Annotated in this window: 23 protein-coding genes, 1 tRNA gene, 1 other RNA gene and 1 pseudogene; 9 read left to right on the top strand and 17 right to left on the bottom strand. The window is 69.7% G+C overall.

The window, feature by feature from the left end:
- Window positions 1–17: 17 nt before the first annotated feature.
- Window positions 18–779: a glycosyltransferase family A protein gene (locus ABNF97_RS26770; protein ID WP_349340229.1), complete on the bottom strand. Its 762-nt coding sequence runs from the start codon at window positions 777–779 to the stop codon at window positions 18–20.
- A 555-nt stretch (window positions 780–1334) separates the two neighbouring features.
- On the opposite strand from ABNF97_RS26770, the gene ABNF97_RS26765 reads away from it, so the two are divergent.
- Together ABNF97_RS26765 and ABNF97_RS26760 are read left to right on the top strand one after the other, a co-directional pair.
- A complete protein-coding gene (locus ABNF97_RS26765; protein WP_349340202.1) occupies window positions 1335–2633 on the top strand; it encodes a condensation domain-containing protein in 1299 nt (432 codons plus the stop codon).
- A gap of 17 nt (window positions 2634–2650) precedes the next feature.
- Window positions 2651–3514 carry an inositol monophosphatase family protein gene (locus ABNF97_RS26760; RefSeq protein ID WP_349340201.1) on the top strand — a complete coding sequence of 288 codons (864 nt, stop codon included), beginning with the start codon at window positions 2651–2653 and terminating at the stop codon, window positions 3512–3514.
- A 409-nt stretch (window positions 3515–3923) separates the two neighbouring features.
- Here the strand turns inward: ABNF97_RS26760 and ABNF97_RS26755 are convergent, their stop codons facing one another.
- Window positions 3924–5129: a Wadjet anti-phage system protein JetD domain-containing protein gene (locus ABNF97_RS26755; RefSeq protein WP_349340200.1), complete on the bottom strand. Its 1206-nt coding sequence runs from the start codon at window positions 5127–5129 to the stop codon at window positions 3924–3926.
- Between the two features lies 1 nt (window position 5130).
- The gene (locus ABNF97_RS26750; protein ID WP_349340199.1) at window positions 5131–5586 is read right to left on the bottom strand and encodes an SbcC/MukB-like Walker B domain-containing protein; all 456 of its coding nucleotides are present in this window, start codon (window positions 5584–5586) and stop codon (window positions 5131–5133) included.
- Between the two features lie 61 nt (window positions 5587–5647).
- Here ABNF97_RS26750 and ABNF97_RS26745 point away from each other — a divergent pair.
- Window positions 5648–6055 (top strand): annotated as a pseudogene (locus ABNF97_RS26745) (transposase); the annotation flags it as partial.
- 922 nt (window positions 6056–6977) lie between these two features.
- Here the strand turns inward: ABNF97_RS26745 and ABNF97_RS26740 are convergent.
- The 3 genes from ABNF97_RS26740 to ABNF97_RS26730 all read right to left on the bottom strand — a co-directional run bounded on the left by ABNF97_RS26740 (window position 6978) and on the right by ABNF97_RS26730 (window position 7886).
- Window positions 6978–7050 (bottom strand) — tRNA-Ala (locus ABNF97_RS26740).
- A gap of 94 nt (window positions 7051–7144) precedes the next feature.
- On the bottom strand, window positions 7145–7744 hold the full coding sequence (locus ABNF97_RS26735) for a YqgE/AlgH family protein (protein WP_207230627.1): 600 nt from the start codon (window positions 7742–7744) through the stop codon (window positions 7145–7147).
- Between the two features lie 4 nt (window positions 7745–7748).
- Window positions 7749–7886 carry a hypothetical protein gene (locus ABNF97_RS26730; RefSeq protein ID WP_349340198.1) on the bottom strand — a complete coding sequence of 46 codons (138 nt, stop codon included), beginning with the start codon at window positions 7884–7886 and terminating at the stop codon, window positions 7749–7751.
- Window positions 7887–8001: 115 nt separating this feature from the next.
- Here ABNF97_RS26730 and ABNF97_RS26725 point away from each other — a divergent pair, with 115 nt between their 5' ends.
- Window positions 8002–8805: an S-methyl-5'-thioadenosine phosphorylase gene (locus ABNF97_RS26725; RefSeq protein ID WP_349340197.1), complete on the top strand. Its 804-nt coding sequence runs from the start codon at window positions 8002–8004 to the stop codon at window positions 8803–8805.
- Window positions 8806–8885: 80 nt separating this feature from the next.
- On the opposite strand, the gene ABNF97_RS26720 is transcribed toward ABNF97_RS26725, so the two are convergent.
- From ABNF97_RS26720 to pruA, 8 genes are all read right to left on the bottom strand, one after another.
- Entirely contained in the window at window positions 8886–9392 is a 507-nt protein-coding gene (locus ABNF97_RS26720) for a hypothetical protein (protein WP_349340196.1), read from the bottom strand.
- A 285-nt stretch (window positions 9393–9677) separates the two neighbouring features.
- Window positions 9678–10053, bottom strand: a transfer-messenger RNA (tmRNA) gene (gene ssrA, locus ABNF97_RS26715).
- Window positions 10054–10274: 221 nt separating this feature from the next.
- Entirely contained in the window at window positions 10275–10751 is a 477-nt protein-coding gene (gene smpB / locus ABNF97_RS26710) for an SsrA-binding protein SmpB (RefSeq protein ID WP_130466271.1), read from the bottom strand.
- Between the two features lie 164 nt (window positions 10752–10915).
- Window positions 10916–11791 carry a permease-like cell division protein FtsX gene (ftsX, locus tag ABNF97_RS26705; RefSeq protein WP_130464718.1) on the bottom strand — a complete coding sequence of 292 codons (876 nt, stop codon included), beginning with the start codon at window positions 11789–11791 and terminating at the stop codon, window positions 10916–10918.
- A 102-nt stretch (window positions 11792–11893) separates the two neighbouring features.
- Complete coding sequence (ftsE, locus tag ABNF97_RS26700; protein ID WP_101369892.1) at window positions 11894–12574, bottom strand: cell division ATP-binding protein FtsE; 681 nt, start codon at window positions 12572–12574, stop codon at window positions 11894–11896.
- Between the two features lie 164 nt (window positions 12575–12738).
- On the bottom strand, window positions 12739–13860 hold the full coding sequence (gene prfB, locus ABNF97_RS26695) for a peptide chain release factor 2 (RefSeq protein WP_130464719.1): 1122 nt from the start codon (window positions 13858–13860) through the stop codon (window positions 12739–12741).
- A 111-nt stretch (window positions 13861–13971) separates the two neighbouring features.
- A complete protein-coding gene (locus tag ABNF97_RS26690) occupies window positions 13972–14484 on the bottom strand; it encodes a helix-turn-helix transcriptional regulator (RefSeq protein ID WP_130464720.1) in 513 nt (170 codons plus the stop codon).
- Between the two features lie 542 nt (window positions 14485–15026).
- Window positions 15027–16655, bottom strand: coding sequence for an L-glutamate gamma-semialdehyde dehydrogenase (pruA, locus tag ABNF97_RS26685; protein WP_349340228.1), 1629 nt, complete (start codon window positions 16653–16655; stop codon window positions 15027–15029).
- A 375-nt stretch (window positions 16656–17030) separates the two neighbouring features.
- Between pruA and ABNF97_RS26680 the strand changes: the two genes are divergently transcribed.
- Together ABNF97_RS26680 and ABNF97_RS26675 are read left to right on the top strand one after the other, a co-directional pair.
- Window positions 17031–18239: a DUF2339 domain-containing protein gene (locus ABNF97_RS26680; protein WP_349340195.1), complete on the top strand. Its 1209-nt coding sequence runs from the start codon at window positions 17031–17033 to the stop codon at window positions 18237–18239.
- A gap of 120 nt (window positions 18240–18359) precedes the next feature.
- A complete protein-coding gene (locus tag ABNF97_RS26675; RefSeq protein WP_349340194.1) occupies window positions 18360–18665 on the top strand; it encodes a hypothetical protein in 306 nt (101 codons plus the stop codon).
- A gap of 99 nt (window positions 18666–18764) precedes the next feature.
- Here the strand turns inward: ABNF97_RS26675 and ABNF97_RS26670 are convergent, their stop codons facing one another.
- Both ABNF97_RS26670 and ABNF97_RS26665 read right to left on the bottom strand, forming a co-directional pair.
- Window positions 18765–19277 (bottom strand): DUF6912 family protein, encoded by a 513-nt coding sequence (locus ABNF97_RS26670; RefSeq protein ID WP_349340193.1) that lies wholly within the window; start codon window positions 19275–19277, stop codon window positions 18765–18767.
- Between the two features lie 141 nt (window positions 19278–19418).
- The gene (locus ABNF97_RS26665; RefSeq protein ID WP_130464723.1) at window positions 19419–19880 is read right to left on the bottom strand and encodes a rhodanese-like domain-containing protein; all 462 of its coding nucleotides are present in this window, start codon (window positions 19878–19880) and stop codon (window positions 19419–19421) included.
- Window positions 19881–19973: 93 nt separating this feature from the next.
- On the opposite strand from ABNF97_RS26665, the gene ABNF97_RS26660 reads away from it, so the two are divergent.
- From ABNF97_RS26660 to ABNF97_RS26650, 3 genes are all read left to right on the top strand, one after another.
- Complete coding sequence (locus ABNF97_RS26660; protein WP_349340192.1) at window positions 19974–20456, top strand: Lrp/AsnC family transcriptional regulator; 483 nt, start codon at window positions 19974–19976, stop codon at window positions 20454–20456.
- Between the two features lie 27 nt (window positions 20457–20483).
- Window positions 20484–20711: a helix-turn-helix domain-containing protein gene (locus ABNF97_RS26655; RefSeq protein WP_130464725.1), complete on the top strand. Its 228-nt coding sequence runs from the start codon at window positions 20484–20486 to the stop codon at window positions 20709–20711.
- A 309-nt stretch (window positions 20712–21020) separates the two neighbouring features.
- Window positions 21021–21680 (top strand): Rv3235 family protein, encoded by a 660-nt coding sequence (locus ABNF97_RS26650; RefSeq protein WP_349340191.1) that lies wholly within the window; start codon window positions 21021–21023, stop codon window positions 21678–21680.
- Window positions 21681–22121: 441 nt separating this feature from the next.
- On the opposite strand, the gene secA is transcribed toward ABNF97_RS26650, so the two are convergent.
- Window positions 22122–24974: a preprotein translocase subunit SecA gene (gene secA, locus ABNF97_RS26645; RefSeq protein WP_130464727.1), complete on the bottom strand. Its 2853-nt coding sequence runs from the start codon at window positions 24972–24974 to the stop codon at window positions 22122–22124.
- Window positions 24975–25127 lie beyond the last annotated feature (153 nt).

Here is a 25127-nt window from a genome sequence, read left to right as displayed (position 1 = left end):
AGAACATGCGCCGCCCCTCACCAGTCGGCTGGCTCGTTCTGCTCCGGTGCGGTCGAATAACCACCGAGATAATAGCGCAGCGTCGCCAGCTCGGTGGGGCGCGCGCCTATCCCCTCGGCGACGAGATTCAAATTGAAAATGTCGTCCTCCGCGAGCCCTTCCTCGCGGTTCGGCCGTATCGAGGTGTTGCTGAAAGTGATGCGTCTGACGAGATCCGTCTCCAGCAACCAGGCGCTCTGATCGACGGACCGGATCGCATCCTCGCCGTCGAACAGGTCCAACCGGTCCCGATACACGTGGGAACCGGGTGTCACGACACCGGCTTTTCGTAGACGCGCATATTCGGCGCGTCCGGAATCGAGGTCCTGGCTCCACGGGTTGACCTCGTCGAGGTATGGGGTGCCGTCCCGATGGAACACCTGTGCCCAGGAATACACCGCAGGGCAGGCCGACTCTATCGCCTCACTGAGCAGCGTGTGCAAATGGTTGCTCTCCCACTCGTTGTCGTCGTCCAGGTAGGCCACCCACCTGGTCCGTGCGACGCTTGTGCCGATATCGCGCAACTTGGCCGCCCGGGCCGGCCCACCGGTCTCCCGTGGGCCTCGTGGGACGAATCGGGGGCGGACGAACGACGGCAACTCTCGCCCCAACCACGACCAGGTACTCGGGCAATCGTCGACGAGCACGACGTGTTCGCTGACGTGACGACAGCACTGATTTGCCACCGACTCGATAGCTCGTCCGATGAGGTGCGGTCGGCGTCGCGTTGGTGTGACCACCGTGATCACGCCGTCCACAGCGTGGTTCCCGTCCACTGTTGACCCTCTTCCCGTCGGCGGCGTCCGGCCCTGCCCGTCGCGGACGACCGCCACACCGTGGTGTCTTTCTGGCGTCGTGGGACGTGATTGATTCCGCGAACAACGTAGCAGTAATTGGCGAACCCGGGAAGGCGTCCTCCGGGCACCGGCCGCCAATCCCTCCGACCGCGAGTGAAGCGTTCACCCATACCGGGCGGCTGACCAGCGGATTTTCGGAAAACAGGTCGGCAGGACGGCCGCGGTCCTGGCGCAAACACGCCAAGCTGGATATCGACGACGGCTTGCGGTCACCCAGTCGTCAGCTTATATTTTGAGGCGGAATACATGTTCGATCGGCCGAGTGCGCCGCCGGCCGTCGACCCGAAAGTGTCGAGGCGATTCCTGTTCGTCCAGCGGCACCCGATGCCAGCCTCGCCCACCTGAGGAGATGCGACAGAGACCCACTTCTGCCATCGTTCGTCGCCGTCCGACCACCATTCGCATACGGAATGTCGATGTCCCACCACGGGAGTCCCGATGCTCGTCGGATCTGCCGATTCGTTTCGGCTCTCACCCGCCCAGGAGACTCTTTGGGAGTACCTCAAGTATTTCCATCCGGGTGATCCCGGGGCGGCGGCCATGAACCTCGTCGGTACGGCGATGCTTCCAGGAACTGTGGACATCGCGTCGCTGCGGGCAGCGGTCGACGAGGTCGGAGAACGACACGAACCGCTGCACACGAGATTCGCGCGTGCGGGGATGGAACCCCGGCTGACGCTGGGCTGTCCGCGTGTACCGCTGATCGTCTCGACTGCCGGCGACCATCTCCGGGCCGACCATGCCGAGCGTCTCGCCGCGGTCGTCGACGCGGCGGTCCGGCGCCGCTTCGATCTCCTTGCCGGTCCTCTCTGGGCCGCCTATCTGGTACGCCGGCAGAGGGACTCGGTGCTCGTCGTGAGTCTGTTCCCGATCGTGGGCGACGAACGCTCCATCTGGGTGCTGATACGCGAACTCGGCAGGTCGTACCGGGCCCGCGCCGGACTGGGACCGGCACCTGCCGCCGTGCCGACGACCTACCGGGCAACCGTCACGTCGCGGGCATCCACCCCGGCCCTCGACGATGACGTACTCCGTCAGTGGTGCCAGCGGCTCCTTCCACTGCCGGAGGCGCTACCGCAGGCGGACCCACCGGTGGCGGAGCCGCCGTCGCTCGTCCGACGCAGGTTCTCCCTACCGCCGCCGACCCGCGTCGGGCTGACCAGGACGGCACGCCTGATCGGCACGACGCGATTCGTCTTGCTGCTCGGTGCCTATGCCGCTCTGTTGGCGCTACGCGCGGGCACCGACCGGGTGGTGATGGGAACGCCGACGCCGGGGCGGCACGGCGGTGCTCTCGGCAGCCTCGTCGGCCGGTTCGCCGATATCCTCTACGTGGAGATTCGAGTCTCCACCTCGATGTCGTTCCACGACCTGAGCTGCCACGTACAGGAGCGACTCACCGAAGCGGCGCGGGTCGCGCCGCCCTTCACCCGATTGGCAGCCCTCGTCCATCCCGCCTTTCTCGACGACCGGCCATGGCCTTTCGTGCATCTCATCGATGCGTGGTTCAGTGCGGAAACCGTCGCTGGCAGCAACACGTCGTCCTGGCAGCCTCCGAGGCATGTTCGGCGGCACGCGCCGGGCGCACGCGTCAACGGCAGCGGCGGCGTCCTCGCTTATGACCCGCGGCACTTCACGTCTGCACAGGTCGACACATTGGCGGACGGGTACGTACGCCTCGTCTGCGGCGTGGTCGCCGATCCGCACCGCCCAATCGGCGGCCACCGAGCGCAGTGATCGCCTGAGGAGCAGCCGTGACCATACGCTTGGACGTCGAGAGGCGCCCATGGGACACCGACGACATGCCGGCCCTCCTCGGTGCCGCAGTCTCCGCGAGCCATCGAGCCGGCGAATACCTGCTCCGCCAGTTCCGCAAGCAGGTTCGGACGCGGCACAAGATTCCGCCTGGCGCGGCCGGCGCACCCGCCACCGACCTGGTGAGCGAGTGCGACCTCCGCGCTGAGGAGATCATCAGGGAGACCCTCGACGCGGCATTTCCGAACTGCACGGTGGTCGGTGAGGAAAGCGGCCCCCGTGGGAACGGAGACCTCCGCTGGTATGTCGACCCGATCGACGGCACCTACAACTTCCTCCGTGGCCTGCCGCTGTTCTGCATATCCATCGGGTACGAGGTTGGCGGCGTGCCTCTGGGCGGATGTGTCCACGACCCGGTCGGCGGCGAGACCTTCGCGGCACACTGTGACGAGCTCCGGCTCGACGGTTGGCGACTTCCGGTGGACGAGCGATCGACGGTCGGCCCGCCGTTGGTCCTCACCGACGTGCCGAACGGCGGCCCGGCATTCCGGCCCGGGGACAGCCATCTGGTCGGGAACGTGCTTCGGCACGCCGAACTGCGTCGCATCGGCTCCTCGGCACTGGCGTTGGCCTGGATCGCCAGCGGTCGAGCGGACATGGCCCTGAACACCAACGTGTACGCCTGGGACGTCGCCGCTGGCCGGGCATTGGTGACCGCGGCCGGCGGCCGGTTCGCGGCCGTTCCCGACCCGGTACCGACCGACCGCCGGGGCAGCTTCGTGGCGTGGCTACCCTCGGCCGACCATCTTGCCGACCGGGTGCTCGCATGGCTGGACGTTGCCACCGAACGCGGCAGGTTCTGAGTTTCAAGGGTCAGCCATGAGGGAGGCCAGTTCAGCCGGTCGCCCGATTTGATCTCGGCGGGTTCCGGTGGGGCCGTCGGTGATCTTCCGGGACCTCGCCCGGCGCGATGACCGGGCTGGCTGTCCCGACGGCGGCCGGGGACGAGACAGCAGCGGACCGCTCGCGGCCGAGGACGTACGTGGTCGAAGGCTGGGGAACATCCACTGAGGGTTCGAACCACGTCGGCCTCAACCGGACCTTTCCGAGTCGTCCGTGAGACGGTTGTGAGATATCGCCGCAGCGGGGCGGGCTGGGCGTCCCCCCACCCCGCAACCCAGCCTCGGCAGCGGTAGGCATCCTGATCCGCTGCCATGGCCCACTCTCAGCTTTGGCGACCACCTGTCCCGATGCCGGGCCCGTGGCACGACGTCACACACCGGATGCGTCTGCTCGGCGGAGTGCCCGCTCGACCGTGCCGAACCGGATACGTTCCTGCTCCAGACGTAGCGCAGGGGCGTACCGGTCGGCAAGCAGGTCGGCGTAGAGGTCGGCCTCCGCCGGGTGCAGATGGGGCAGCTCGGCTCGGACCGGACTCGGCTCCCGACCCCAGTGGTCGCGATGGGCGAGCAGTGTCGGCCGGTCCATCAGGATCGACCGGGTGTGCGGAAAGACCTGACGCAGCCGGTCCAGGATGGCGAAGCCGTGCGTGTCCAGGTCGCCCCAGTAGACCAGCTCACGGGAGTTCAGCCAGTTCAGCGGTGCCAGACCGGACAGCGCGTACCCGCCGCCGAGCATCGCCACGGCATCGTCAACCGGCGGCAGCGCCAGATAGGTGATCTCGTTCTCCACCACGATGACCCGGGACGCCTCGACCGGAGTCGCCGCCAACTCCTCCACCCGTACCGTCACCTCCCGGTACGGCCCCGGCGTCGGCGGTTTCCGGCCCAGCGCCCGCAGCCGAACGTACACCGGCCTGGTTCGGAAGCCGTATCGCTGCGCGAACCGGCTCGGCGGGTGGGCCTGGTCGATCCGGCTCGGCTCAAGCTGGCGGTCGAGCAGCCCGGCCAGCACCCCACGGTGCTGCTCGATGAACTTGGTGTCGACGCCCGGCACGTCGACATGCCACAGATAGACCTCCGGCCGCCCGTTGCGGTCGATCCAGAGCACGGTGTCGACCAGGCTCCCCCACCGATCCGCGAGCCCGAGCACCCGCATCGGATGGGCCACCATCCAGTCCACCAACGCAGGTGCGCTCGCCTGGGTGACCTCCAGCAGTCGTTCGTACGTCGCCACGTCCTCCTCGACCCGCAACAGTGCCCAGAGCTGCTGGGGAGTGTCGATCACCGCCCGGGCGGGTACCCGGTTGGCACCGATCAGTCGACCACCGACGCTGCGCTGCTCAAGCCGTACGAGATCCGGGTCGACCTTCCACCATCGGCCGATCCGGTCCTGGGCGGCGCCGAAGTGGTCGGCCAGTTCGGCCGCGGTCGGGGCGCGCAGCGGCACCACGACCGGCTCCCACGGTGCCCCCTGTCCCAGTGCGGTCAGGAACTCCCCCGTCTCCCACCGGCGACGCAGCCGCTCGACCAGATCGTCGGGCCCGGTCCAGCGTGGTATCCGCGAGGCAGCGCCCATGTCAGGCCCCGGACGCGGGCGATGCGCCCAGTTCGTGTGCCTGCCGCCGCTCGTGGTACTCCTCGATGGTCAGACTCTGCAGACGCGAGTAGTGGCCGTTCGGGTTGTCCACGAACCCGACCGCGGCCACGTACGGCTCGATGACGTGGATCTTCTGCAACGGGGTCACGATCAGCAGTTGCAGACCGATCCGCTGGAACAGGGCGAGCGCGAACCGGGTCGATGTCTCGGAGCCGCGCCCGAACGCCTCGTCGATCACCACGAACCGGAACGTGTTCGCGCCGGTGGCCGTCGAGTCGAGCTTGAACTGGTAGGCCAGCGACGCGGCCAGGATGGTGTACGCCAGCTTCTCCTTCTGCCCGCCGGACTTGCCGCCCGAGTCGGTGTACGTCTCGTGCTCGGCGTCGTCCTCCCGCCACCGATCAAGGGAGAGACGCCAGATGACGACCGAGATCACCTCGGGGCAGGAGCCGGCCGCCAGGCCGGCGGATGCGGTCACGGATGAGCAGTTGATCGCGATGCTGGTCGATCGGGCTCGTGGGGACGGGTTGAAGCTGACCGGCGAGGGTGGGCTGTTGCGGCAGCTGATCAAGCGGGTCCTGGAATCGGCGCTGGACGGTGAGATCACCGACCACGTCGGCTATGACAAGCACGACCCGGCGGGTCGGGGTAGCCGGAACACCCGTAACGGCAGCCGGACCAAGATGGTGTTCACCGATGTAGGGCCGGTCGAGGTCCGGGTGCCGCGGGACGCGGCGGGTACGTTCGAGCCGCAGATCGTGCGGAAACGGCAGCGGCGCCTGACCGGCGTCGACGACATGGTCCTGTCGTTGTCGGCCAAGGGGCTGACGCACGGGGAGATCGCCGCCCACTTGGCCGAGGTGTACGGCGCTGGGGTGTCCAAGCAGACCATCTCCACCATCACCCGAGATGAGGCCGGAGGAGCCCCACCGGGCCGGCAATCACGTCCTGGCCACGTGCCTGGGCGATGATCTCCGGTGTCCATCGAGGTACCCGCCGCCGAAGTGGCCGGTGGTGCCGACGAAATCCGAGACCTGGCCCGGCGAGCTCCAGCCGGGCTGCCCGGCCAGGAATGCGGACCGGCCGGCGATGGAGAAGGGATCCGTCCCCACCGCCGGAATCCGGGACGTCAGTGCGCCGACAGCGTTCCGCTGATCTCGTTGGGAGTCGAGTCGAGCGTCACCGATCGGACGACGCGGCAAGCCGGCTACCGTCCACGACCTGCTCGCCGAACGGGTCCGCGCCGGCGCGGCGGTGATCTTCGCCAGTCACGACGCCACCGACGCCACCCTCGCCGATCGCACGGTCCGACTTGCGGGCATCACCGGCGGCACCCTACTTTCCACCTGAAACCTCCGGGACCTGGACCGGAGCTTCCTGCCCGGAACGCCGGCCTCGGCGGTGCGCCGGTTCCGGTAGCCGCAGGCGTAGCCGGCCGTTGTCGTCGACGGCGACCTCCGTGCGGCCCTGAACGGCGGGGACAGGCCGACCCTCGTCGTGGCCGCCTACTGCTGCCGCATCGACCAATCAAGCATTCAGTCCGGCCCGTTACCCCCACACATTCGATGTGGTGCGGTGCCTCGCCGACGGTTTCGGAGCCGGCGAACATCGACGAGCCGGACGGGCCAACGGGCCGACGCAGCCACTATGACCAGGGAAATCGCTCCGGAGAGAAGCAAGGTTCGCGGCTGCCCTGCCCATGCTCCGACCACTGGAGCAGACCGCTCCAAGCGGCCGACAGCCTCCACGTCGTGAGACGATGTGAGACGCAAGGTCAGCGGCATTCACAAGCATCGCTTGAAAATGCCGCTGACCTGCGGTTTCGGGTGGAGCCGAGGGGACTCGAACCCCTGACCCCCACACTGCCAGTGTGGTGCGCTACCAGCTGCGCCACGGCCCCTTGCTTCACTGCCTGCCCGGTCTCCCGGGCACCCGCGCAATAGTACACACCTTCGCGGCCACGGTCATCCGAGGGGGCAGCGCGCCGTCCCGGCTCAGTTGAGCAGTACGTCCGGTGGGAAGTGCGCGACCGCCGCCATGATCCCGCCCTGCCGGCGGAGCACCATCGGCCACAGGTCGTCGGGGCGCTCCATGAACGCGTCGCCGGGCAGCGCGTCCAGCACGAACCACGACCCCCGGGCCACCTCCTCCTCCACCTGCCCCGGGGACCAGCCCGAGTAGCCGGCGAAGACGCGTATTCCGGTGACGGCGTCCCGGAGCCGGTCCGGGTCGACCGAGAGATCGACCGTGCCGACCGATCCGGTCACCTGGTGGATGCCCTTCACCCGCTGGGTCGGGGTACGCATCCGGGCCAGGCAGATCGCCGACTCCGGCTGCACCGGACCGCCCTCGAAGAGCACCGCCGGGTCCCGGGCCAGTCCGCCCCAGGCGCCGAGCACCTCGGAGACGGGCACCTCGGTGGCGCGGTTGAGCACCACCCCGAGCGCACCGCCCGCCTCGTGGGCGACCAACAGCACCACGGTCCGGTCGAAGTTCGGGTCTTTCAGCGCAGGGGTCGCGACCAGCAACTGCCCGGTCATCGACTCCATCGACCGCCCCCCGATCGCCTGCCCCTCGCCGAACACGCCAGCCATCCCGCTACTCGGCCGGCCCGAGGACCAGGAACCACTCCCCGGGCCGCCGCCGCGTCTCGTCGTCGGTCACCCCGACCCGGCCCTTCACCGGCCTTGCCGGATCCGCAGGATCGATGGTGATCCTGCGCGCAGTAAACGCCATGCCACGCACCATAGCTTGCGTCACTGGCGCTGGTTAAGGTCTGTAGGGCTAGTCCACAGAGCGCTTTGACGACAATTGGCAGTCTGGAAGAGAGCTGAGCAGGAGAGGGTGGGGCATGGGTCCGCAGGCGGAAGTCGCGGTGATCGGCGGATCCGGGCTCTACGCCCTGCTGAAGGACGCCACCGAGCACCGGGTCGAAACGCCGTACGGGCCGCCGTCCGACCCGATCATGGTGGCGCAGGTGGCGGGTCGCGCGGTCGCCTTCCTGCCCCGGCACGGGCGTGACCACCGGTTTCCACCGCACCGGATTCCGTACCGGGCGAACCTGTGGGCGTTGCGGTCGCTCGGCGTACGCCAGATTCTCGCTCCCTGCGCGGTCGGCGGGCTGCGGCCGGAACTCGGTCCGGGGACGTTCGTGATTCCCGACCAGCTCGTGGACCGGACCAGTGGCCGGGCGCAGACCTACTACGACCAGGGTGCGGTGCACGTCTCGTTCGCCGACCCGTACTGCCCGCGTGGCCGGAGCACGGTGCTGACCGCCACGGCCGCGCACGGGATCGGGGCGCACGACGGCGGCACGATGGTGGTGGTGGAGGGACCGAGGTTCTCCACCCGGGCCGAGTCCCGCTGGTACTCCGCGATCGGTGGCGCGATCATCAACATGACCGGGCACCCGGAGGCGGTACTCGCCCGGGAGCTGGCGCTCTGCTACACCGCCGTGGCGCTGGTCACCGACCTCGACGCCGGAGTGGAGGGTGGGCACGCGGTGACCCAGGAGGAGGTGTTCCGGGTCTTCGGCGAGAACACGACGCGACTGCGCAACGTTCTGCTCGACGCGGTCGGCCGGCTCTCCGCCGAGCGCGACTGCCCGTGCCCGCACAGCCTCGACGGCATCAAGCTGCCAATCGACCTGCCCTGAGCGTCCCGCCGATCTGCGCCGAGGACCCGAAGCACCGGGCAGCGCCCCACGCATCGGCACCCGCCCGCGCCGACGTGTCGTCAGGTCTCTCCGCCGATGTCCGTCTGGTACGCCTCGTAGACCAGGTCCGCGCCGCGCTGGCGGTGCCGGGAGAGTTCCCGGAGCAGATCGGTGGCCCGGCTCCGGAGTTCGGTCACGCTGATCTCCGGCAGGTCGACCCGACGTTGCAGGGCGGCCATCGCGGCGACCACCGCCGCGTGTTCCCGGATCAGCACGTGTACGCCCCGAGCCAGTCGGGGCGCATGGTCCAGCAGTTCGGCGTAGAGCCCGTCCGGTCCCTCGGTGCTGCGCATGTGCTCGGCGAAGGCGCCCCGCAGTCCACCCAGACTGGATCGGACCCGGGGCCGCCACTCGGGATCCCGGATCGGCGCGACGATCGCCCGCTCCAGGATGTGGGTCTCACCCAGCAGTACGGCCCGGCGGCATCGGACCATCCGTAGCGTGGCCGACTCGGTCGCCGCTGCCGGCGACGGCCTGGAGAAGGGCACCGGAATCGACAGCTGGTGCTGGTTCGGGTCGGTCGGCATGACCACCTCCCGCAGAGCGACAGCTACCGGTGGTAATCACGATGGTGCGGCCCACCACCTGCCGCTGTCGACCCTTGCGGTCCGGCTCATCTGTCCCGTACGTCTCACCGAGCACAGCGGGTCCCACCAGTCACTTCAGCACCGGGTGAGGTTGTCGCAGGAGGGTCGCGCAGGATGGTGCCGGCGCCCCGGGGAGGCCTCGGGCCGGCCCGGCGGGCGGCGCGGAGGCGAGGCGGAAACGAGACGACTGCGCCCCGGTCCTGCTGAACCGGGGCGCAGTCGTTGTCGTGGAGGTGCCGGGAATCGAACCCGGGTCCTTCGTCGCCTTGCCAGGGCTTCTCCGAGCGCAGCTCGCTGTGCCTCTACTCGGCCCCTCCGATCACGCGAGCGAGTCGGTGTGACGGGCCCAGTCGCTGATTAATCTCGCCGCACGGACCCCGCGACCGGGTCCGGTTGGCCAGCCTCCTAGCTGATGCCGGCTAACTGGGTCGAAGGCACTCCCAGGCCGACAGACTTGCTACCCGCCTCAGGCGGCGAGAGCGAAGTCAGCGCGATTCTGCTTGGCGCTTATTGGTTTCCGACGAACGATTCTCGAGACGACGTCGGCTTCCTCGGCTCGCTTCCCCTGCCGCAACGTACGAAGTCGAAACCAGTCACCCCCTGTGTCCTACCGACCCGACTGTCCCGCGGACCGACGTGGGCCGGTGGAGTTTCCGCACCGCCTGTCGGCGGCCACTCCAAGCCTAACGCCTCGCCCCGCCAACTTCATTCCGGATACCGCCCGGCACACCGCCGGAACCGGACGACTCGGCAGTAACGTGCGTCACAGCGGCCCCAGACACGGGGCGTCCTGACCACCACCGGCCAGCCGAGGACAGACCGTCACCCCATACCCTTGCCACGCCGGCCCGCGACTCGGGAGATCTCCCGTTCGGCGTCCCGCTTGGCCAGGTCCTGCCGTTTGTCGTACGCCTTCTTACCCTTGGCCAGGCCGATCTCGACCTTGGCCCAGCCATCCGAGAAGTAGACCGAGAGTGGCACCAGAGTCAGGCCGCTCTCCTTCAACTTGCCGATCAGCCGGCTGATCTCCTGCCGGTTGAGCAGCAGCTTTCGGGTACGCCGGGGTTCGTGGTTGGTCCACGTCCCCTGGGCGTACTCCGGGATGTGCATGCCGTGCAGGTAGATCTCGCCGTCCCGCTCCTGCGCGAAGGCGTCGACCAGGGACGCCCGGCCGGCGCGCAGCGACTTGACCTCGGTACCGGTCAGCGCCATGCCCGCCTCGTACGTGTCGAGGATGGCGTAGTCGTGCCGCGCCTTGCGGTTGGAGGCGACGACCTTCCGCCCCTTCTCCCGTGGCATCGGCGCCACACCCCTTCCTCGTCGTACCCCTTGCTCGTCGTACCCGTGGAACAACCGCGCAATGCTACCTCGCGGCGCAGGGCCCCCGGCTCGCGCTTTTCACGCGTGCCGGAGGCCCTGCGGTCGATCGACGGCCGATGCGGGCCGCGAAGAGCGGGACCGAGCTAGACCCTCAGGTAGAACCTGAGCGTCACCCAGGCGGTCATCGCGCTGACCAGACCACCGACCCCGGCCATGAACGGGAACATCAGCAGCACCGTGCTCCACTCGATCGGCGTGAGCAGATCGGTGAGGTCCCGCAGCGAGCCGTCGAGCAGGAAGATCTTGCCCAGCACGAGCGCGCCGAACCCGATGATCGCGCCGAGCAGCCCGGCCACCACGGCCTCCAGCACGAACGGTGCCTGGATGAACCAGTTGGAGGCACCGACCAGCTTCATCACCGCGACCTCACGGCGCTTGCTGTACGCGGCCACCTGGATCGTGTTCGCCACCAGCAGCAGGGCGGCGATCGCCATCACCGAGGCCGAGACCAGCGCCATGTTCTGGATCGCGCCGAGGATGTTGAAGATCTGTTCGAGCAGCCGGCGCTGGTCGATGATGTCGTCGATCCCCTCGCGGCCCTTGTAGGTGTCGAAGATCTGCTGGTACTGCTCCGGATCGACGAGGTTCACCCGGAACGACTCGGGGAGCTTGTCCGCCTGCACCGCCTTGACCAGGTCGGGCGAGTCCGCGAACAGCCGCTGGAAGCGCTCGTACGCCTCTTCCTTGGACTCGTACTTGACCTCCCGGACGAGCGGGTCGGCCTCCAGGTCGGTCTGCAACTGGGTGCGCTGTTCCTCGGTCACACCGGAGACGAGGAAGATCGACACCTCGATGTCCTTGTAGTACGCGTCTTTCATCGCGTCTACCTGGAGGTACATCAGGCCGCTCGCGCCGAGCATGGTGAGTGAGACCGCCATCGTAATGATCATTGCGATGGTCATGGTCACGTTGCGCCACAGCCCGACCAATACCTCGGACAGGACGTATTTCAAGCGCATCGGGGGTTCCTTCCGGATCTCCGCAGGAGTCGTTCGTCGTCGAGTCAGCGGCCGCTGCCGGGCCGAACCGGGGGCTGTTCGGCGCGGGCGCGGTGGGGCAGGTCAGCCGTAGACGCCCCGAGCCTGGTCCCGCACGATGCGACCACTCTCGATCTCGATGACGCGACGGCGCATCTGGTTGACGATGTTGGAGTCGTGGGTGACCATCACGACCGTGGTACCGGTGCGGTTGATCCGGTCCAGCAGGCGCATGATCTCGATCGAGGTGTCCGGGTCGAGGTTTCCGGTGGGCTCGTCGGCCAGCAGGATCAGCGGCCGGTTGACGAAGGCCCGCGCCACCGCGACGCGCTGCTGCTCACCGCCGGAGAGTTCGTGCGGGTAGCGGTGCTCCTTGCCACCGAGCCCGACCAGTTCCAGCACCTCGGGCACCACCCGGCGGGCTACCGCCTTGGTCTTGCCGATGACCTCCAGTGCGAACGCGACGTTCTCGTACGCAGTGCGGTTGGGCAGCAACCGGAAGTCCTGGAAGACACAGCCGATCGAGCGCCGGAAGTTCGGGATCTTCCAAGAACGCATCGAGGTGACGTCCTTGTTGTTGACCATCACCCGACCCTTGTTCGGGGTCACCTCGTGCAGCAGCAGCTTGATGATTGTCGACTTGCCGGAACCGGAGGGACCGATGAAGAAGACGAACTCACCCTTCTCGATCGAGACCGACACGCTGTCGAGCGACGGCCGGGACGCCTTCGGGTACGTCTTCGTCACTTGCTCAAGCTGAATCACGGGTGGTGAGTCTACGCGTCGTAACGAAAAGGCCAAGTCCGGAACCCGGCCTGTCCGGGCGACATTTATCGGGAAACTGCTCTGCGTCCGGTACCCCTCACGCCCCGCACATGGAAACGATCACCGATGTCGACACACCGCAGCGACGCGGACGCGAGCCGTGTTCACGCGGCGTCACCGGCGAGCTGCCGCTGCTTGCGCCACCGGATGCCGGCCTCGATAAATCCGTCCAAATCACCGTCGAACACCGAGGCGGGGTTGCCCGTCTCCTGCTCCGTACGCAGATCCTTCACCATCTGATAGGGGTGCAGGACGTACGACCGCATCTGGTCACCCCAGGACCCGGCGGCGTCGGTCTTCAGGCCCTCCAGTTTGGCCTGCTCCTCCTGGCGCTTCCGCTCCAGCAGCCGGGCCTGGAGCACGCGCAGCGCCGACGCCTTGTTCTGGAGTTGCGACTTCTCGTTCTGACAGGTGACCACGATCCCGGTCGGGACGTGCGTGATCCGCACCGCCGAGTCGGTGGTGTTGACGCTCTGCCCGCCCGGACCCGACGACCGGTAGACGTCGACCCGGAGCTCGTTCTCCGGAATGTCGATATGGTCGGTCTGCTCGGTGACCGGCAGCACCTCGACTCCGGCGAAACTGGTCTGCCGGCGCCCCTGGTTGTCGAAGGGGCTGATCCGGACCAACCGGTGCGTGCCCGCCTCGACACTGAGCGTCCCGTAGGCGTACGGGACCTTGACCGCGAAGGTGGCCGACTTCAGGCCCGCCTCCTCGGCGTACGACGTCTCGTAGACCTCGGTCGGATAGCCGTGCCGCTCGGCCCAGCGCAGGTACATCCGGAGCAGCATCTCCGCGAAGTCGGCCGCGTCCACGCCGCCGGCACCCGCCCGGATCGCGACCAGCGCCTCCCGGGAGTCGTACTCCCCGGACAGCAGGGTGCGAACCTCCATCTCCTGGATGGCCTTGGTCAGCCCGCCGATCTCCGCCTCGACCTCGCCGAGCACCCCCGCGTCAGCCTCCGCCTCGGCGAGCTCCAGCAGCACCCGGGCGTCGTCGAGCCGACCGCGCAGGCTCTCCAGCTTGGCGATCTCTCCGTTGACGTACGAAAGCTTGGAGGTCACCCCCTGCGCGCGGGCCTGGTCGTCCCAAAGGTCCGGCGCGGAGGCCGCCTCCTCCAGTTCCGCCTTGGCCTGACGCAGCCGGTCGACATCGAGGACGGTCTCGATGTTGCGAAGCGTGGCGTCAAGATCCTTGAGTTGGTCGGCGTATTCGGCAGCGGTCACGACAGTCAAGAGTACTGGTCGTCCGCGGGACCGGGTCGGCGCCAGCGGCGAAGCGCTTCGGCGCGTCCGCCCGGGCGTCGTCCGGAGCTGCCGGCCGGGTCGGGAGCCGGATCAGACCGGTGCGTTCTTCAGCCAGGACAGCGCCGCCTTGTGGTACGCGACCGCGAACTCCAGCGCGGCGGCACCGTACGAGTCACCGGTCTTCTTCGCGTCCCGGGCCTGCTCCCTGGCTGCCGCGAGCGCCTCGGTGTGGTACTCGTTCGCGTTGCTCACCAGGTTGCGCAGCTGGGTGGCCGAGTGCTGCGGGCCGAAGGCCACCCGGAGCGCGGTCGGGTTACGCACCGTGTCCCGTCCCGGCATCTCGGTGAGCCAACGGGAGAACGTCCGCTTGCCGGCCGCCGTGATCGCGTACGGCTGACTGGACCGGGGGCCGGGCTTGCCGAGCCGGACCAGTCCCTGCTCGGCCAGGGCCGGCAACTCCCGGTAGACCTGGCTCCGGGTCATCGACCAGTACGGCGCCAGGCGCCGCTCGGCGGCGGCCATCAGCTGGCCGCCTGTCATCGGTCCTTCGTGGAGCAGCCCGAGCAGGGCTGCCGCCGTGGGATTGATTGCAACATCCGCCATGCCCTCCACGCTGCCACTTTGCCGGCGCCGCGTCCAGGATTTGGCACTATCCGCTGGTCATCGTCTCCATTGTGCACTGTTCTGGGGCGACAGTCGGCTGAGGACGATCGATGGATCGGGGCTCGCCGGGCACGGCGGAGCCGACCATCCGACGGAGGGCACCCACCCCCGCTCCGCGCCGCTCCGGGTCGCCGCACCGCGGGCCCGGCGGGCGCACTACACGGCCCGACGCACACTCCCGGTCACCGGCGCTGATCGAAACGGACCCTCCGGTGATGCGGCGACCGGACACGCACGACCGCGGACCGGACACGCACGACCCGGGCCGACTGCCGGTCGACGGCCGGCGGCGCCTGATCAGGGCAAGTGTCAATTGCGGAGGTTAGTAAACTTTCATCGCTTATGTAGGCTTTTGCCGGAACAATCGCCGCCGACCCGACCGTCCCGGACTTCGACAGCGGCGCCGAGGCCACGCCGCCGCCGGCCGGGCGGTCGGCCGCGCACGAAACACGCGGTCGACCGGGGCACGGGACGCCGGGTGGTCAGCCCATGTGCGGGTACCGGTGGTCGGTCGGCGGGGCGAAGGTCTCCTTGACGGTGCGCGGCGACATCCACCGGGCGAGGTTGTGCCAGGAGCCGGCCTTGTCGTTGGTCCCGCTCGCCCGGGCCCCGCCGAACGGCTGCTGCCCGACCACCGCACCGGTCGGCTTGTCGTTGATGTAGAAGTTGCCGGCCGCGTACCGCAGGGTCTGGCTGGCCCAGTCGACCACCCGGCGGTCGGTGGCGAAGATCGCACCCGTCAGCGCGTACGGCGCGACCGACTCGGCCTGCCGCACCGTCTCCTCGAAGCGCTCATCCTGGTAGACGTGCACCCCGAGGATCGGCCCGAAGTACTCGGTGGTGAACGATCTGTGCCCCGGGTCGTCGCACTCGAACAGGGTCGGCCGGACGAACCAGCCGACCGAGTCGTCGGCCGTGCCGCCGGCCACGACCCGGCAGGCGGGGTCGCTTCCGATCATGTCGAGTGCGGCGGTGTGCCGGGCGAACGCCTTGGCGTCGATCACCGCGCCGCCGAAGTTGGTGAAGTCGGTGACATCGCCGTACGCGAGCCCGTCGGCGGTGGCGGCCAGCCGGTCCCGCAGCCCGCCCTCCCAGAGCGACCGGGGCACGTACGCCCGGGACGCGGCCGAGCACTTCTGCCCCTGGTACTCGTACGCCCCGCGGATCAGCGCGGTGTGCAGCGCGTCGACGTCGGCGCTCGGGTGCGCGACCACGAAGTCCTTGCCGCCGGTCTCGCCGACCAGCCGGGGGTACCCCCGGTAGTTCGCGATGTTCTCGGCGACACCCTGCCACAGCTTCTGGAACACCTTGGTCGACCCGGTGAAGTGGATGCCGGCCAGATCGGGGTCGGCGAGGGTGACCTCGGAGACCGCGATGCCGTCCCCGGTGACCATGTTGATCACGCCGGGCGGCAGCCCGGCCGCCTCGAAGAGCCGCATGGTGAAGTGCGCCGCGAGCTGCTGGGTCGGCGCCGGCTTCCAGACCACCGTGTTGCCGACCAGCGCGGGTGCGGCCGGCAGGTTGCCGGCGATCGCGGTGAAGTTGAATGGCGTGACGGCGTAGACGAAGCCCTCCAGCGGCCGGTGGTCGAACCGGTTCCACACGCCGCTCGACGACAGCGGCTGCTCGGCGAGGAGCTTGCGGGCGAAGGCGACGTTGAAGCGCAGGAAATCGATCAGCTCACAGGCAGCGTCGATCTCTGCCTGGATCGCCGTCTTGGACTGGCCGAGCATGGTGGCCGCGTTCAGGGTGTCCCGCCAGGGTCCGGCGAGCAGGTCGGCGGCACGGAGGAAGACCGCAGCCCGCTCCGCAAAGGACAAATCCCGCCACATCGGGGCGGCTTGCTTCGCGGCCGTCACCGCCGCCTGCGCATCCGCGTTGGTTGCGTTGTGGGTGACCCCCAGCACATGCTGGTGCCGGTGCGGCGCTACGACGTCGATCGCGGCACCCGCGCCCATCCGTTGCGTACCGCCGACCGTCATCGGCAGTTCGAGCCGCTCGGTGGCCAGTTCACCGAGCCGGCGTTCCAGGCTGGCCCGCTCGGCACTGCCCGGCGCGTAGTCGCGGACCGGTTCGTTGCGCGGCTCGGGTACGGAGAGTACGGCGTCCATGGGATTCTCCTGGGCGATCTCGACAGCGATGGCGAAACCGGACCCGCCGGTGCCGACCGGTCGGCCGGACACCTCGACCCCGTGCCCCGGGAGATGCCGGGAGTACGGGGGCGGGACCTGCGTCAATCCTTACACGGTGGTCGCCGCCGCCCCGGTCGCCGGTGCACCACCCGGGCGGCGTCCGCACCGGATCAACATCCGGCCGGCACACCCCGAACGGCGTCGCCCGCCGCGAAGGGTCGCACCGGCCCGCGCGTACCGGCAGCCAGCCACCGCCCCGACCGGCCCGCGTACGCTGAGGACCGGGTGGCCGGGTCGCACCACCGCGGCCCGTCGCCGCCCCGCCACCGCGGCCGGCCACTTGCTGAAGGGGAGATGATGTCAGAAGAGTCCGGCACGACCGCGACCTCGGCGCCCGACCAGCCGGTCGAGCCGCCGGCGACGGCGACGGCTCCGCCCCTGGTGCCGGCGCCCGGCGCGCTCGTTCTCGCGCTGCTCGCCGTGGGCTGGCTGGCCGCGATGCTCTGGTCGGCCAAGGCCGGGATCTCCTCCTCCGGCATCACCTCGATGGCGATCACCTCGGCCGCGTACGCCCTGCCCGGGGTGATCTCGGCGAGCCTGGTCAGCGGTGCCGGGGTCAGCCTCGTCCTGGGTAACCTGTTGACCCGGCTCGGGGTGCGGCGCAGCACTCCCCGGTTCCTCGTGTCGCTGGTCGCCGGCCTCGCCACCGGGTTCCTCGCCGCACTGGTCGTGACGCTCAGCTACGGCGAGGGGTCGGCGATCATGGTCCTCGCCGGCACCACGGCTGCGGCCGCCACGGTCGGCGGCATCGCCGGCGGGCTGCGCAGCACCCTGGTCGTGGCCGCCGTCGTCGCCGCCGGGCTGGCCGTCTTCGCGGTCGGCTTCGCGCTGAGCTACTTCCAGGACCCGATACTGAACCTCTACGGCGCCGGTGCCACCGAGGCGTCGCAGGTGAACGCCTTCCGCTGGTTCTCCCGGACCTCCTCACTGGCCAGCGGGCTGGCCGCCGGGCTGCTGGCATTCGGCTACCTGCGGGCCGCCGGACGGCGGGCCGTCGAGCGGGCCACCGGGGCGGTGCCGTCACCACGCTGGCCGGCGTACCTGATCGCGGGCGCCGGACCGGGCCTGCTGCTGCTCGCCGCCGAGGTGCTCACCCGCACCGCCGGGGCCGAGGTGCTCCGGCTGGCCGGAGCGGTCAGCGAGGCCGACCGGGCCGCGCAGAGCCTGCTCGGAGGTTCCCGGATCAACCACGCGACGCTGGTGCTCTTCCTCGGCTCGCTGACCGCGCTCATCACCTTCGGCCGTACGCTCCGACCGGCGGAGGAGTCGACCGCGACGCCGTCCGACCCCCGCGGAGCCGACCAGGACGGCGCCGACCGGGGCGGCGCCGACCCGAGCCGCGCCGACCGGGATGGCGCCGAGCCGGCGGGCGAGGACACCGGTGCGGACGACGCCCCGGACAGCAGCCCGAGGGTGGAGTCGGGTGGAGCGGCCGCAGACGACGCCGCCGACGGGAAGGACCACGAACCGGCGGACCGCCCCGAGCCGGTCGCCGGCCGCTGACCGGAGAGCCCGTCGGCGGCCCGGAACTCCTCGTCGCCCGGCCCGTCGCGGACCACTGACCGGAGCCCGGCGCCGAGGGCGATGCAGCGGTGACGGACCCGGCAGGCATAGACTGTGGTCGTGGTTAGATTCCGCAGAACGGTCGCCGCCGCGTTCGCCGCGCTGGGGCTCGCGATGGCCCTGACCGGTTGTTCGGACGGCAGCCCCGACCGGGACGACGTGGTGACGAAGGTCCGCTCCGACCCGCGCATGGCGGGTACCTCGGACCGGGCCATCGACTGCCTGGCCGACTGGTACATGCAGAACGCGACGGCCGAGCAGCGCGAGGCGTACGTGGCGGGCAGGGCCAGCACGAACCCGGACGAGATCGCCGCGGTCGACGGCGCCGTGCTCAACTGTCTCAAGCTGGCGGCCAGCACGCCCTGAACCGCCGGCCACCGGCTCCGGGTCACCAGGATCCGGACCAGCGGCTGGGGATCCGGATCAGGGAGACTGCGGATCCGGACCAGCGGCTGAGGCTCCGGGTCAGCCGGTGGCGCCGAAGAGTGCGTCCAACTCGGAGGGGTCGTACCACTCCAGCTCGTGGTCTTCCGCGCCGTCCACGGTGAACTGCGCGTCCGGGTCGCCGGCCAGCGCCTGCTCGACCGCCTCCACCGCAGCCTCGACGTCCTGTTCGGCGTCGTCGCCGTCCACGTGGATCGCGGCCACCGCGTCGATCCCGAGCCGCTCGCCCAGCCGTACGGTGCTGGAGCCGAGTTCGGGATCGGGCCGAGTGACGGCCCCCGGGGGCAGATCGACGGCGACGACGACCCGGCGCCGGGGCGCCTGCGGATCGGCCCGGAGCAGTCGCAGCCCCTCCTGGGCGGCTCGGGTGAAGGCGACGTACTCCAGCTCCTCCTCGTCGCCCTCGGCGTACCACTCGCGCAGCTCGGGAGTGACCGCGTGCCCCTGGGCGGCCACGATCCAGCCCTGCTGGCGCAGCTCGGCGAGCATCGGCAGAGTGGCCGGGACGTACACCCGGACGAGTTGCTCTGGCACGCTGGTTCTCCCCCGCTCGACGCCGGCCAGCGACGGCGCCCGATCCGGGCCACGGCCGTCGCTGACGTTCACCCGCGACGGTAGTACACCGACGGCGTGCCGGACGGCAGCGGACCCGCAGATCGGGTCGGGTCGCACCGCTCAGGCCCGCGCCGGGGCGGTCAGCGGGTCCACCGCCCGGGTCACCAGCTCGGCCCCGACGCTCTGGACCGGGAAGCCCTCCCGGATCCAGTACTCGATGCCGCCGATCATCTCCTTGACCCGGTAGCCCCGGCTGCTCAGCGCGAGCGCCGCCTTTGTCGCGCCGTCACAGCCGGGCCCCCAGCAGTAGGTCACAACCGGGATTCCCGGGTCGAGCAGCCGGGCGGCGCGCATCGGGATCATCCGGGTCGGCAGGTGAACCGCGCCGGGGATGTGTCCCTGCCGCCATGAGGCCAGATCCCGCGTGTCGAGCAGGACGAAGCCGGGATCGTCGCTGTCGAGCGCGGCGTGCACGTCGGAGACGTCCGTCTGCACCGCCAGCTTGGCGACGAACCAGGCGGCGGCCTGGTCGGGCGCGGCAGGCGGGACCGCCAGCACCGGGTTCGTGGTGGTCGTGGTCATGACCGTAACGGTACGGCCGCAGCCTCCACATCTGAAGGCACGTTCCCCGGTCACGGCAAGGGTCTGCCGGGGAATCCCCGGTATTCTGCTCCTGTGACCGACGATTCACCGACACTCGATGCGACCGACTGGCGGATCCTCGCCGAACTCCAACGGCATGGGCGGGCCAGCTTCGCGGAGCTTGCCCGGTTGGTGGCGATGTCGCCGAGTGCGGTGACTGAGCGGGTACGACGGCTGGAGGAGACCGGGGTGGTAGCCGGCTACCGGGCGGTGGTGGTGCCGGAGCGGATCGGCCTGGACATCCTCGCCTTCATCCGGCTCCGCTATCCGAGCGGCAACTACCGGCCCTTCCACGCGCTGCTGAAGAGCACTCCGGAGATCGTTGAGGCGCACCACGTGACCGGCGAGGACTGCTTCGTACTCAAGGTCGTCGCCCGGTCGATGCGCCACCTGGAGCAGGTGGCGGGCCGGATCGCCGGGCTCGGCCCGGTCACCACCAGCGTGGTCTACTCCAGTCCGCTGCCGGGTCGGGACCTGACGGCGGAGGCGACCACACCGCAGTCGGTGGCAAACTGAGGCGGTCACCAATTACCGGGAGTTCTCTTGGAACCCAGGTTCCTGCTCTTGTCCGATGTAGCCGCCGAGCTGAACGTCTCGGACTCGCAGGTCTACCACATGGTGCGCAGCGGTGAACTGCCGGCGATCAAGATCGGCGGCCGAGGGCAGTGGCGGGTGGAGCGCGCCCGCCTGGAGGAGTACATCCAGCGCAAGTACGCCGAGACCGCCGAGTGGGTGGCCGACAACCCGCTGGTGGAGCGTCTTCCCGATTAGCCGCCGCAGCACGGGACCGGTGTCGGACCGGTCGGCTAGCGTCCACCCCAGACAGCTCACCACCGCCGCTTCCGCCAGGCTGCACGCCAGGCCGAGCGGGGATCGTGGCGCGCAAGCCCTCGGGTGATCTCTGCCCGCACCCCCGGCGCCCGTGCCAGCAGGGAGCCGTGCCGCCCGGCCATCGGGGCAGCTGTGCCGACCCATACCCGGCAAACGACTCAAAGCCATTGACGACTGCCAGTGAATGGGCTAGAAAAATAGCTGTCGGAGGCAAACGAAAGCAAACGCAAGATCAAGAAGGGAACGAGGATGCCCCTCGCCCGCACCCGGCCGCCCGTCCGGCCCACCGTGCGCCTGCGCCCCGTGCCGCCCCTTGATCCGCCCTTCGACGACGAATGCGTCCCGGAGACCTGGGTCGACCCGGCACCCTCACCCCGAGTCGTCCGGAACGGTGTCGAACGCTTCCGGCCGGCCGCCGCCGAGAGCCGCCACCCCGGCGCGGCGACCCGCCCGGCCACCGTGCCGAAGGCCCCCGCCCGACCCGTCGAGCGGGCGGTGGCTTCGGCTGTCCGCTCCGACCATGGCGACGGCGGTCGTCCGCCGCTCGCTGCCGCCGTGGCCGGCGCGACACCCGAGGCGAAGCAGGCGGCGAAGCGGTTCCTGGACACCTGCCTGGAAATCGTCAACGGCTACCGGCCGGCCTGGCACGTGCGGGCACTGGCCAGTCCGCCCGACGCCGCCGGGATGGTCGCGCAACTCGCCTCCGCCACGAGCCGGGTCTCCGGCCGGAGTCGACCCGGGCAGCCGGTCCGGACCGTGCGGCTGCGTCGGTTACGGGTCTGTGAACCGCGGCCCGGGGTCGTCGAGGCGGCCGCCGCGGTCGGCGTCGCCGGGCGTACCTGGGCGATGGCGTTCCGGATCGAGCGGCGCCGGGGCAGCTGGGTCGGGACCGCCGTGGCCCTGCTCTGAACGGCCCAGGCCGCACGATGGCGGTCTCGCCGACGGCCGACCCCACCAGTTCCGAGGTCGCCGGCAGCACGCGTCCCGGGGCCTGGCCGGGACCGCCGCGCAGCAGTTCCTCGGCCCGGTCGGCCCGCCACGGCACCGCCCGGGCGATGTGGGGGCTACTGACCGACCGGGTCTAGCCCTCACCAGTCCCGGGGGCCGGGCCGGCGGCAGGCGTCCCGGGGCCGGGCGCGTCACCCAGGTCGGCGCCGACCACCTGCCGAGCCCGCTGACCGGGCAGCCGACCACCTGGGGAGCCGGCTGACCGGGCAGCCGACCACCCGCCGAGCCGGCTGACCGGGCAGCCGACCACCTACCGAGCCGGCTGACCGGGCAGGGGTGCCACCGGTCCGGAGACACCGGTGCCCCCGGCCACCGGACGGTGGTCGGGGGCACCGGGACTGATCAGGCGCCGCCGGGCGCTCCGTGGCAGCGCTTGTATTTCCGTCCGGAGCCGCAGGGGCAGGGCGCGTTCCGCGATGGGGCGTTGGCCGCGGTCGCCTGGCCCTGGGCGGGTCGACGGGACGTCGAGGGCGGCGGCGGGCCGCCCACCCCGAGCGCCGGTGCCTGCGGACGCTCGACCGCCACCCCACCGGTTGCCGGAGCCTCACCGTCGATGGTCGGCGCCGAGTACTGGAGACCCTGGGTCCGGGGTGCCCGCCCCAGCCCCTTGGCCCGGATCTCGACGGGCTGCTCCGCCGGCATCGGCATCGGGGCGGGACCGGAGTCGGCCGGAGCCGGCTTCGCCTCCTCCACCTGGACCTCCAGGTTGTAGAGGAAGCCGACCGTCTCCTCCTTGATCCCGTCCATCATGGTGGCGAACATGTCGAAACCCTCGCGCTGGTATTCGACCACCGGGTCACGCTGGGCGTAGGCGCGGAGGCTGATGCCCTCCTGGAGGTAGTCCATCTCGTAGAGGTGCTCGCGCCACTTGCGGTCGATGACCTGGAGCAGCACCATCCGCTCCAGCTGGCGCATCGCCTCGCTGCCGAGTTCCTCCTCGCGCCGCTGGTATGCCGCGAAGGCGTCCTGCCTGAGCTGCTCCAGCAGGAAGTCGGCGTCCAGGGTGCTCCGCTCCCCGCCGGACTCCTCGACGATGTCGTCGACGGTGACACCGATCGGGTAGAGCTGCTTGAGGCTGGCCCAGAGCTGGTCGAGATCCCAGTCCTCGGCGTAGCCGTCCGAGGTGGCACCGGTGACGTACGCCGACACCACGTCGTCGATCATGTTCCTGACCTGGTCGTTCAGGTCCTCGCCGTCGAGCACGCGCTTGCGCTCGGCATAGACCACCTGGCGCTGTTTGTTCATCACCTCGTCGTACTTGAGGACGTTCTTGCGGATCTCGGCGTTCTGACCCTCGATCTGGGCCTGCGCGCTCTTGATCTGCCGGGTCACCATCTTGGACTCGATGGGGACGTCCTCCGGGATGTTGAACCGCTCCATCACGGCCTCGACCGCGCCGGCCCGGAACCGCTTCATCAGCTCGTCCTGGAGCGAGAGGTAGAACCGGGACTCGCCCGGGTCACCCTGCCGACCGGACCGACCGCGCAGCTGGTTGTCGATCCGCCGCGACTCGTGCCGCTCGGTGCCGAGCACGTAGAGGCCGCCGACCGAGGAAACCTCGTCGGCCTCGGCGTCGCAGGCCTCCTTCCAGCGCGGCAGGATCTCTTCGAGCGCCTTGGCGTAGTCGTCGCCGTGCTCCACCGGGTCGAGCCCGCGCTGCCGCAGCTCGGTGTTGGCCAGGTACTCCGGATTGCCACCGAGCAGGATGTCGGTGCCCCGGCCGGCCATGTTGGTGGCCACCGTGACCCCGCCCTTCCGCCCGGCCTGGGCGATGATCTCCGCCTCCTTGGCGTGGAACTTCGCGTTCAGGACGGCGTGCGGAATGCCCCGGCGGCGAAGCAGCTGGGACAGGACCTCGGAGTTCTCCACCGAGACCGTGCCGACCAGCACCGGCTGGCCGGCGGCGTGCCGCTCGGCGATGTCCTCGACCACCGCGTTGAACTTGGCCCGTTCGGTCTTGTAGATAACGTCCGGGCGGTCGATCCGGACCATCGGGCGGTGCGTCGGGATCGTCACCACCCCGACGTTGTAGACCTTGTTGAACTCGCCGGCCTCCGTCTGGGCGGTACCGGTCATGCCGGAGAGCTTGCTGTAGAGCCGGAAGTAGTTCTGCAGGGTGATCGTGGCAAGAGTCTGGTTCTCCTGCTTGATCTCCACGCCTTCCTTGGCCTCGATCGCCTGGTGCATGCCCTCGTTGTAGCGGCGGCCGTGCAGGATGCGACCGGTGAACTCGTCGACGATCAGGACCTCGCCCTCGTTGACGATGTAGTCCTTGTCGCGCTTGTAGAGCTCTTTGGCCTTGATCGCGTTGTTGAGGTAGCCGACCAGCGGGGTGTTCACCGACTCGTAGAGGTTGTCGATGCCGAGCCGGTCCTCCACCTTCGCGACGCCGCGCTCGGTCACCGCGATGGTCCGCTTGGCGTAGTCGACCTCGTAGTCGCCCTCGCCGTCCTTGCCGGGCTGGAGCCGGGCCACCACCCCGGCGAACTCCGTGTACCACCGGGCGGAGTGCTCGGCCGGACCGGAGATGATCAGCGGGGTCCGGGCCTCGTCGATCAGGATCGAGTCGACCTCGTCGACGATCGCGAAGTTGTGCCCGCGCTGGACCAGGTCATCCCGGCTCCAGGCCATGTTGTCCCGGAGGTAGTCGAACCCGAACTCGTTGTTGGTGCCGTACGTGATGTCGGCCTCGTACGCCGCCCGGTGCTCGGCGGCCGGCCGGTTCGGCAGGATCACCCCGACGGTCAGGCCGAGGAACTCGTGCACCCGCCCCATCCAGGCCGCGTCGCGCTCGGCGAGGTAGTCGTTCACCGTGACGATGTGTACGCCTTTGCCGGACAGCGCGTTGAGATAGGCCGGCAGCACCGAGGTCAGGGTCTTGCCCTCACCGGTCTTCATCTCGGCGATGTTGCCGAAGTGCAGCGCCGCGCCACCCATGATCTGCACGTCGTAGTGCCGCTGGCCGAGCACCCGCGAGGCGGCCTCGCGTACCGTGGCGAACGCCTCGGGCAGCAGGTCGTCGAGGGTCTCGCCGTCGGCCAGCCGTTCCCGGAACTGGTCGGTGAGCGCCCGCAACTCCTCGTCGGTGAGGTTGACGTAGTCATCCTCGAGCGAGTTGACGGCATTGGCGATCGCCTTGAGGCGGCGCACCATGCGCCCCTCGCCCGCGCGTAGGACCTTTTCCAGAATCGACACGGATCAACGCTCCCCTAGACAGTCTGCCGAACCATCGTAGGCGCATCACCGGCCCGATCGTCAGTCGCGCCGCCCCTCCTGTTCAGCGAACCGGACATTCTGTCCGATAGTAGCCGTGAGGGCCGGTAAATCCGGTTACGCCCAGCGCGAATG

The sequence above is a fragment of the Plantactinospora sp. B6F1 genome, from assembly GCF_040120695.1.
Lineage (GTDB): Bacteria > Actinomycetota > Actinomycetes > Mycobacteriales > Micromonosporaceae > Plantactinospora.
The sequence above is the reverse complement of the archived record's forward strand: the minus strand, read 5'-3'. Positions and strand labels throughout refer to the sequence as shown.

Coding starts and splice junctions, on each gene's coding strand:
- ABNF97_RS26765 (WP_349340202.1), top strand. CDS start 1,335: ATGCTCGTCGGATCTGCCGATTCGTTTCGGCTCTCACCCGCCCAGGAG.
- ABNF97_RS26755 (WP_349340200.1), bottom strand. CDS start 5,129: ATGGGCGCTGCCTCGCGGATACCACGCTGGACCGGGCCCGACGATCTG.
- ABNF97_RS26735 (WP_207230627.1), bottom strand. CDS start 7,744: ATGGCTGGCGTGTTCGGCGAGGGGCAGGCGATCGGGGGGCGGTCGATG.
- ABNF97_RS26730 (WP_349340198.1), bottom strand. CDS start 7,886: ATGGCGTTTACTGCGCGCAGGATCACCATCGATCCTGCGGATCCGGCA.
- ABNF97_RS26725 (WP_349340197.1), top strand. CDS start 8,002: ATGGGTCCGCAGGCGGAAGTCGCGGTGATCGGCGGATCCGGGCTCTAC.
- ABNF97_RS26720 (WP_349340196.1), bottom strand. CDS start 9,392: ATGCCGACCGACCCGAACCAGCACCAGCTGTCGATTCCGGTGCCCTTC.
- smpB (WP_130466271.1), bottom strand. CDS start 10,751: ATGCCACGGGAGAAGGGGCGGAAGGTCGTCGCCTCCAACCGCAAGGCG.
- ftsX (WP_130464718.1), bottom strand. CDS start 11,791: ATGCGCTTGAAATACGTCCTGTCCGAGGTATTGGTCGGGCTGTGGCGC.
- ABNF97_RS26690 (WP_130464720.1), bottom strand. CDS start 14,484: ATGGCGGATGTTGCAATCAATCCCACGGCGGCAGCCCTGCTCGGGCTG.
- pruA (WP_349340228.1), bottom strand. CDS start 16,655: ATGGACGCCGTACTCTCCGTACCCGAGCCGCGCAACGAACCGGTCCGC.
- ABNF97_RS26680 (WP_349340195.1), top strand. CDS start 17,031: ATGATGTCAGAAGAGTCCGGCACGACCGCGACCTCGGCGCCCGACCAG.
- ABNF97_RS26665 (WP_130464723.1), bottom strand. CDS start 19,880: ATGACCACGACCACCACGAACCCGGTGCTGGCGGTCCCGCCTGCCGCG.
- ABNF97_RS26650 (WP_349340191.1), top strand. CDS start 21,021: ATGCCCCTCGCCCGCACCCGGCCGCCCGTCCGGCCCACCGTGCGCCTG.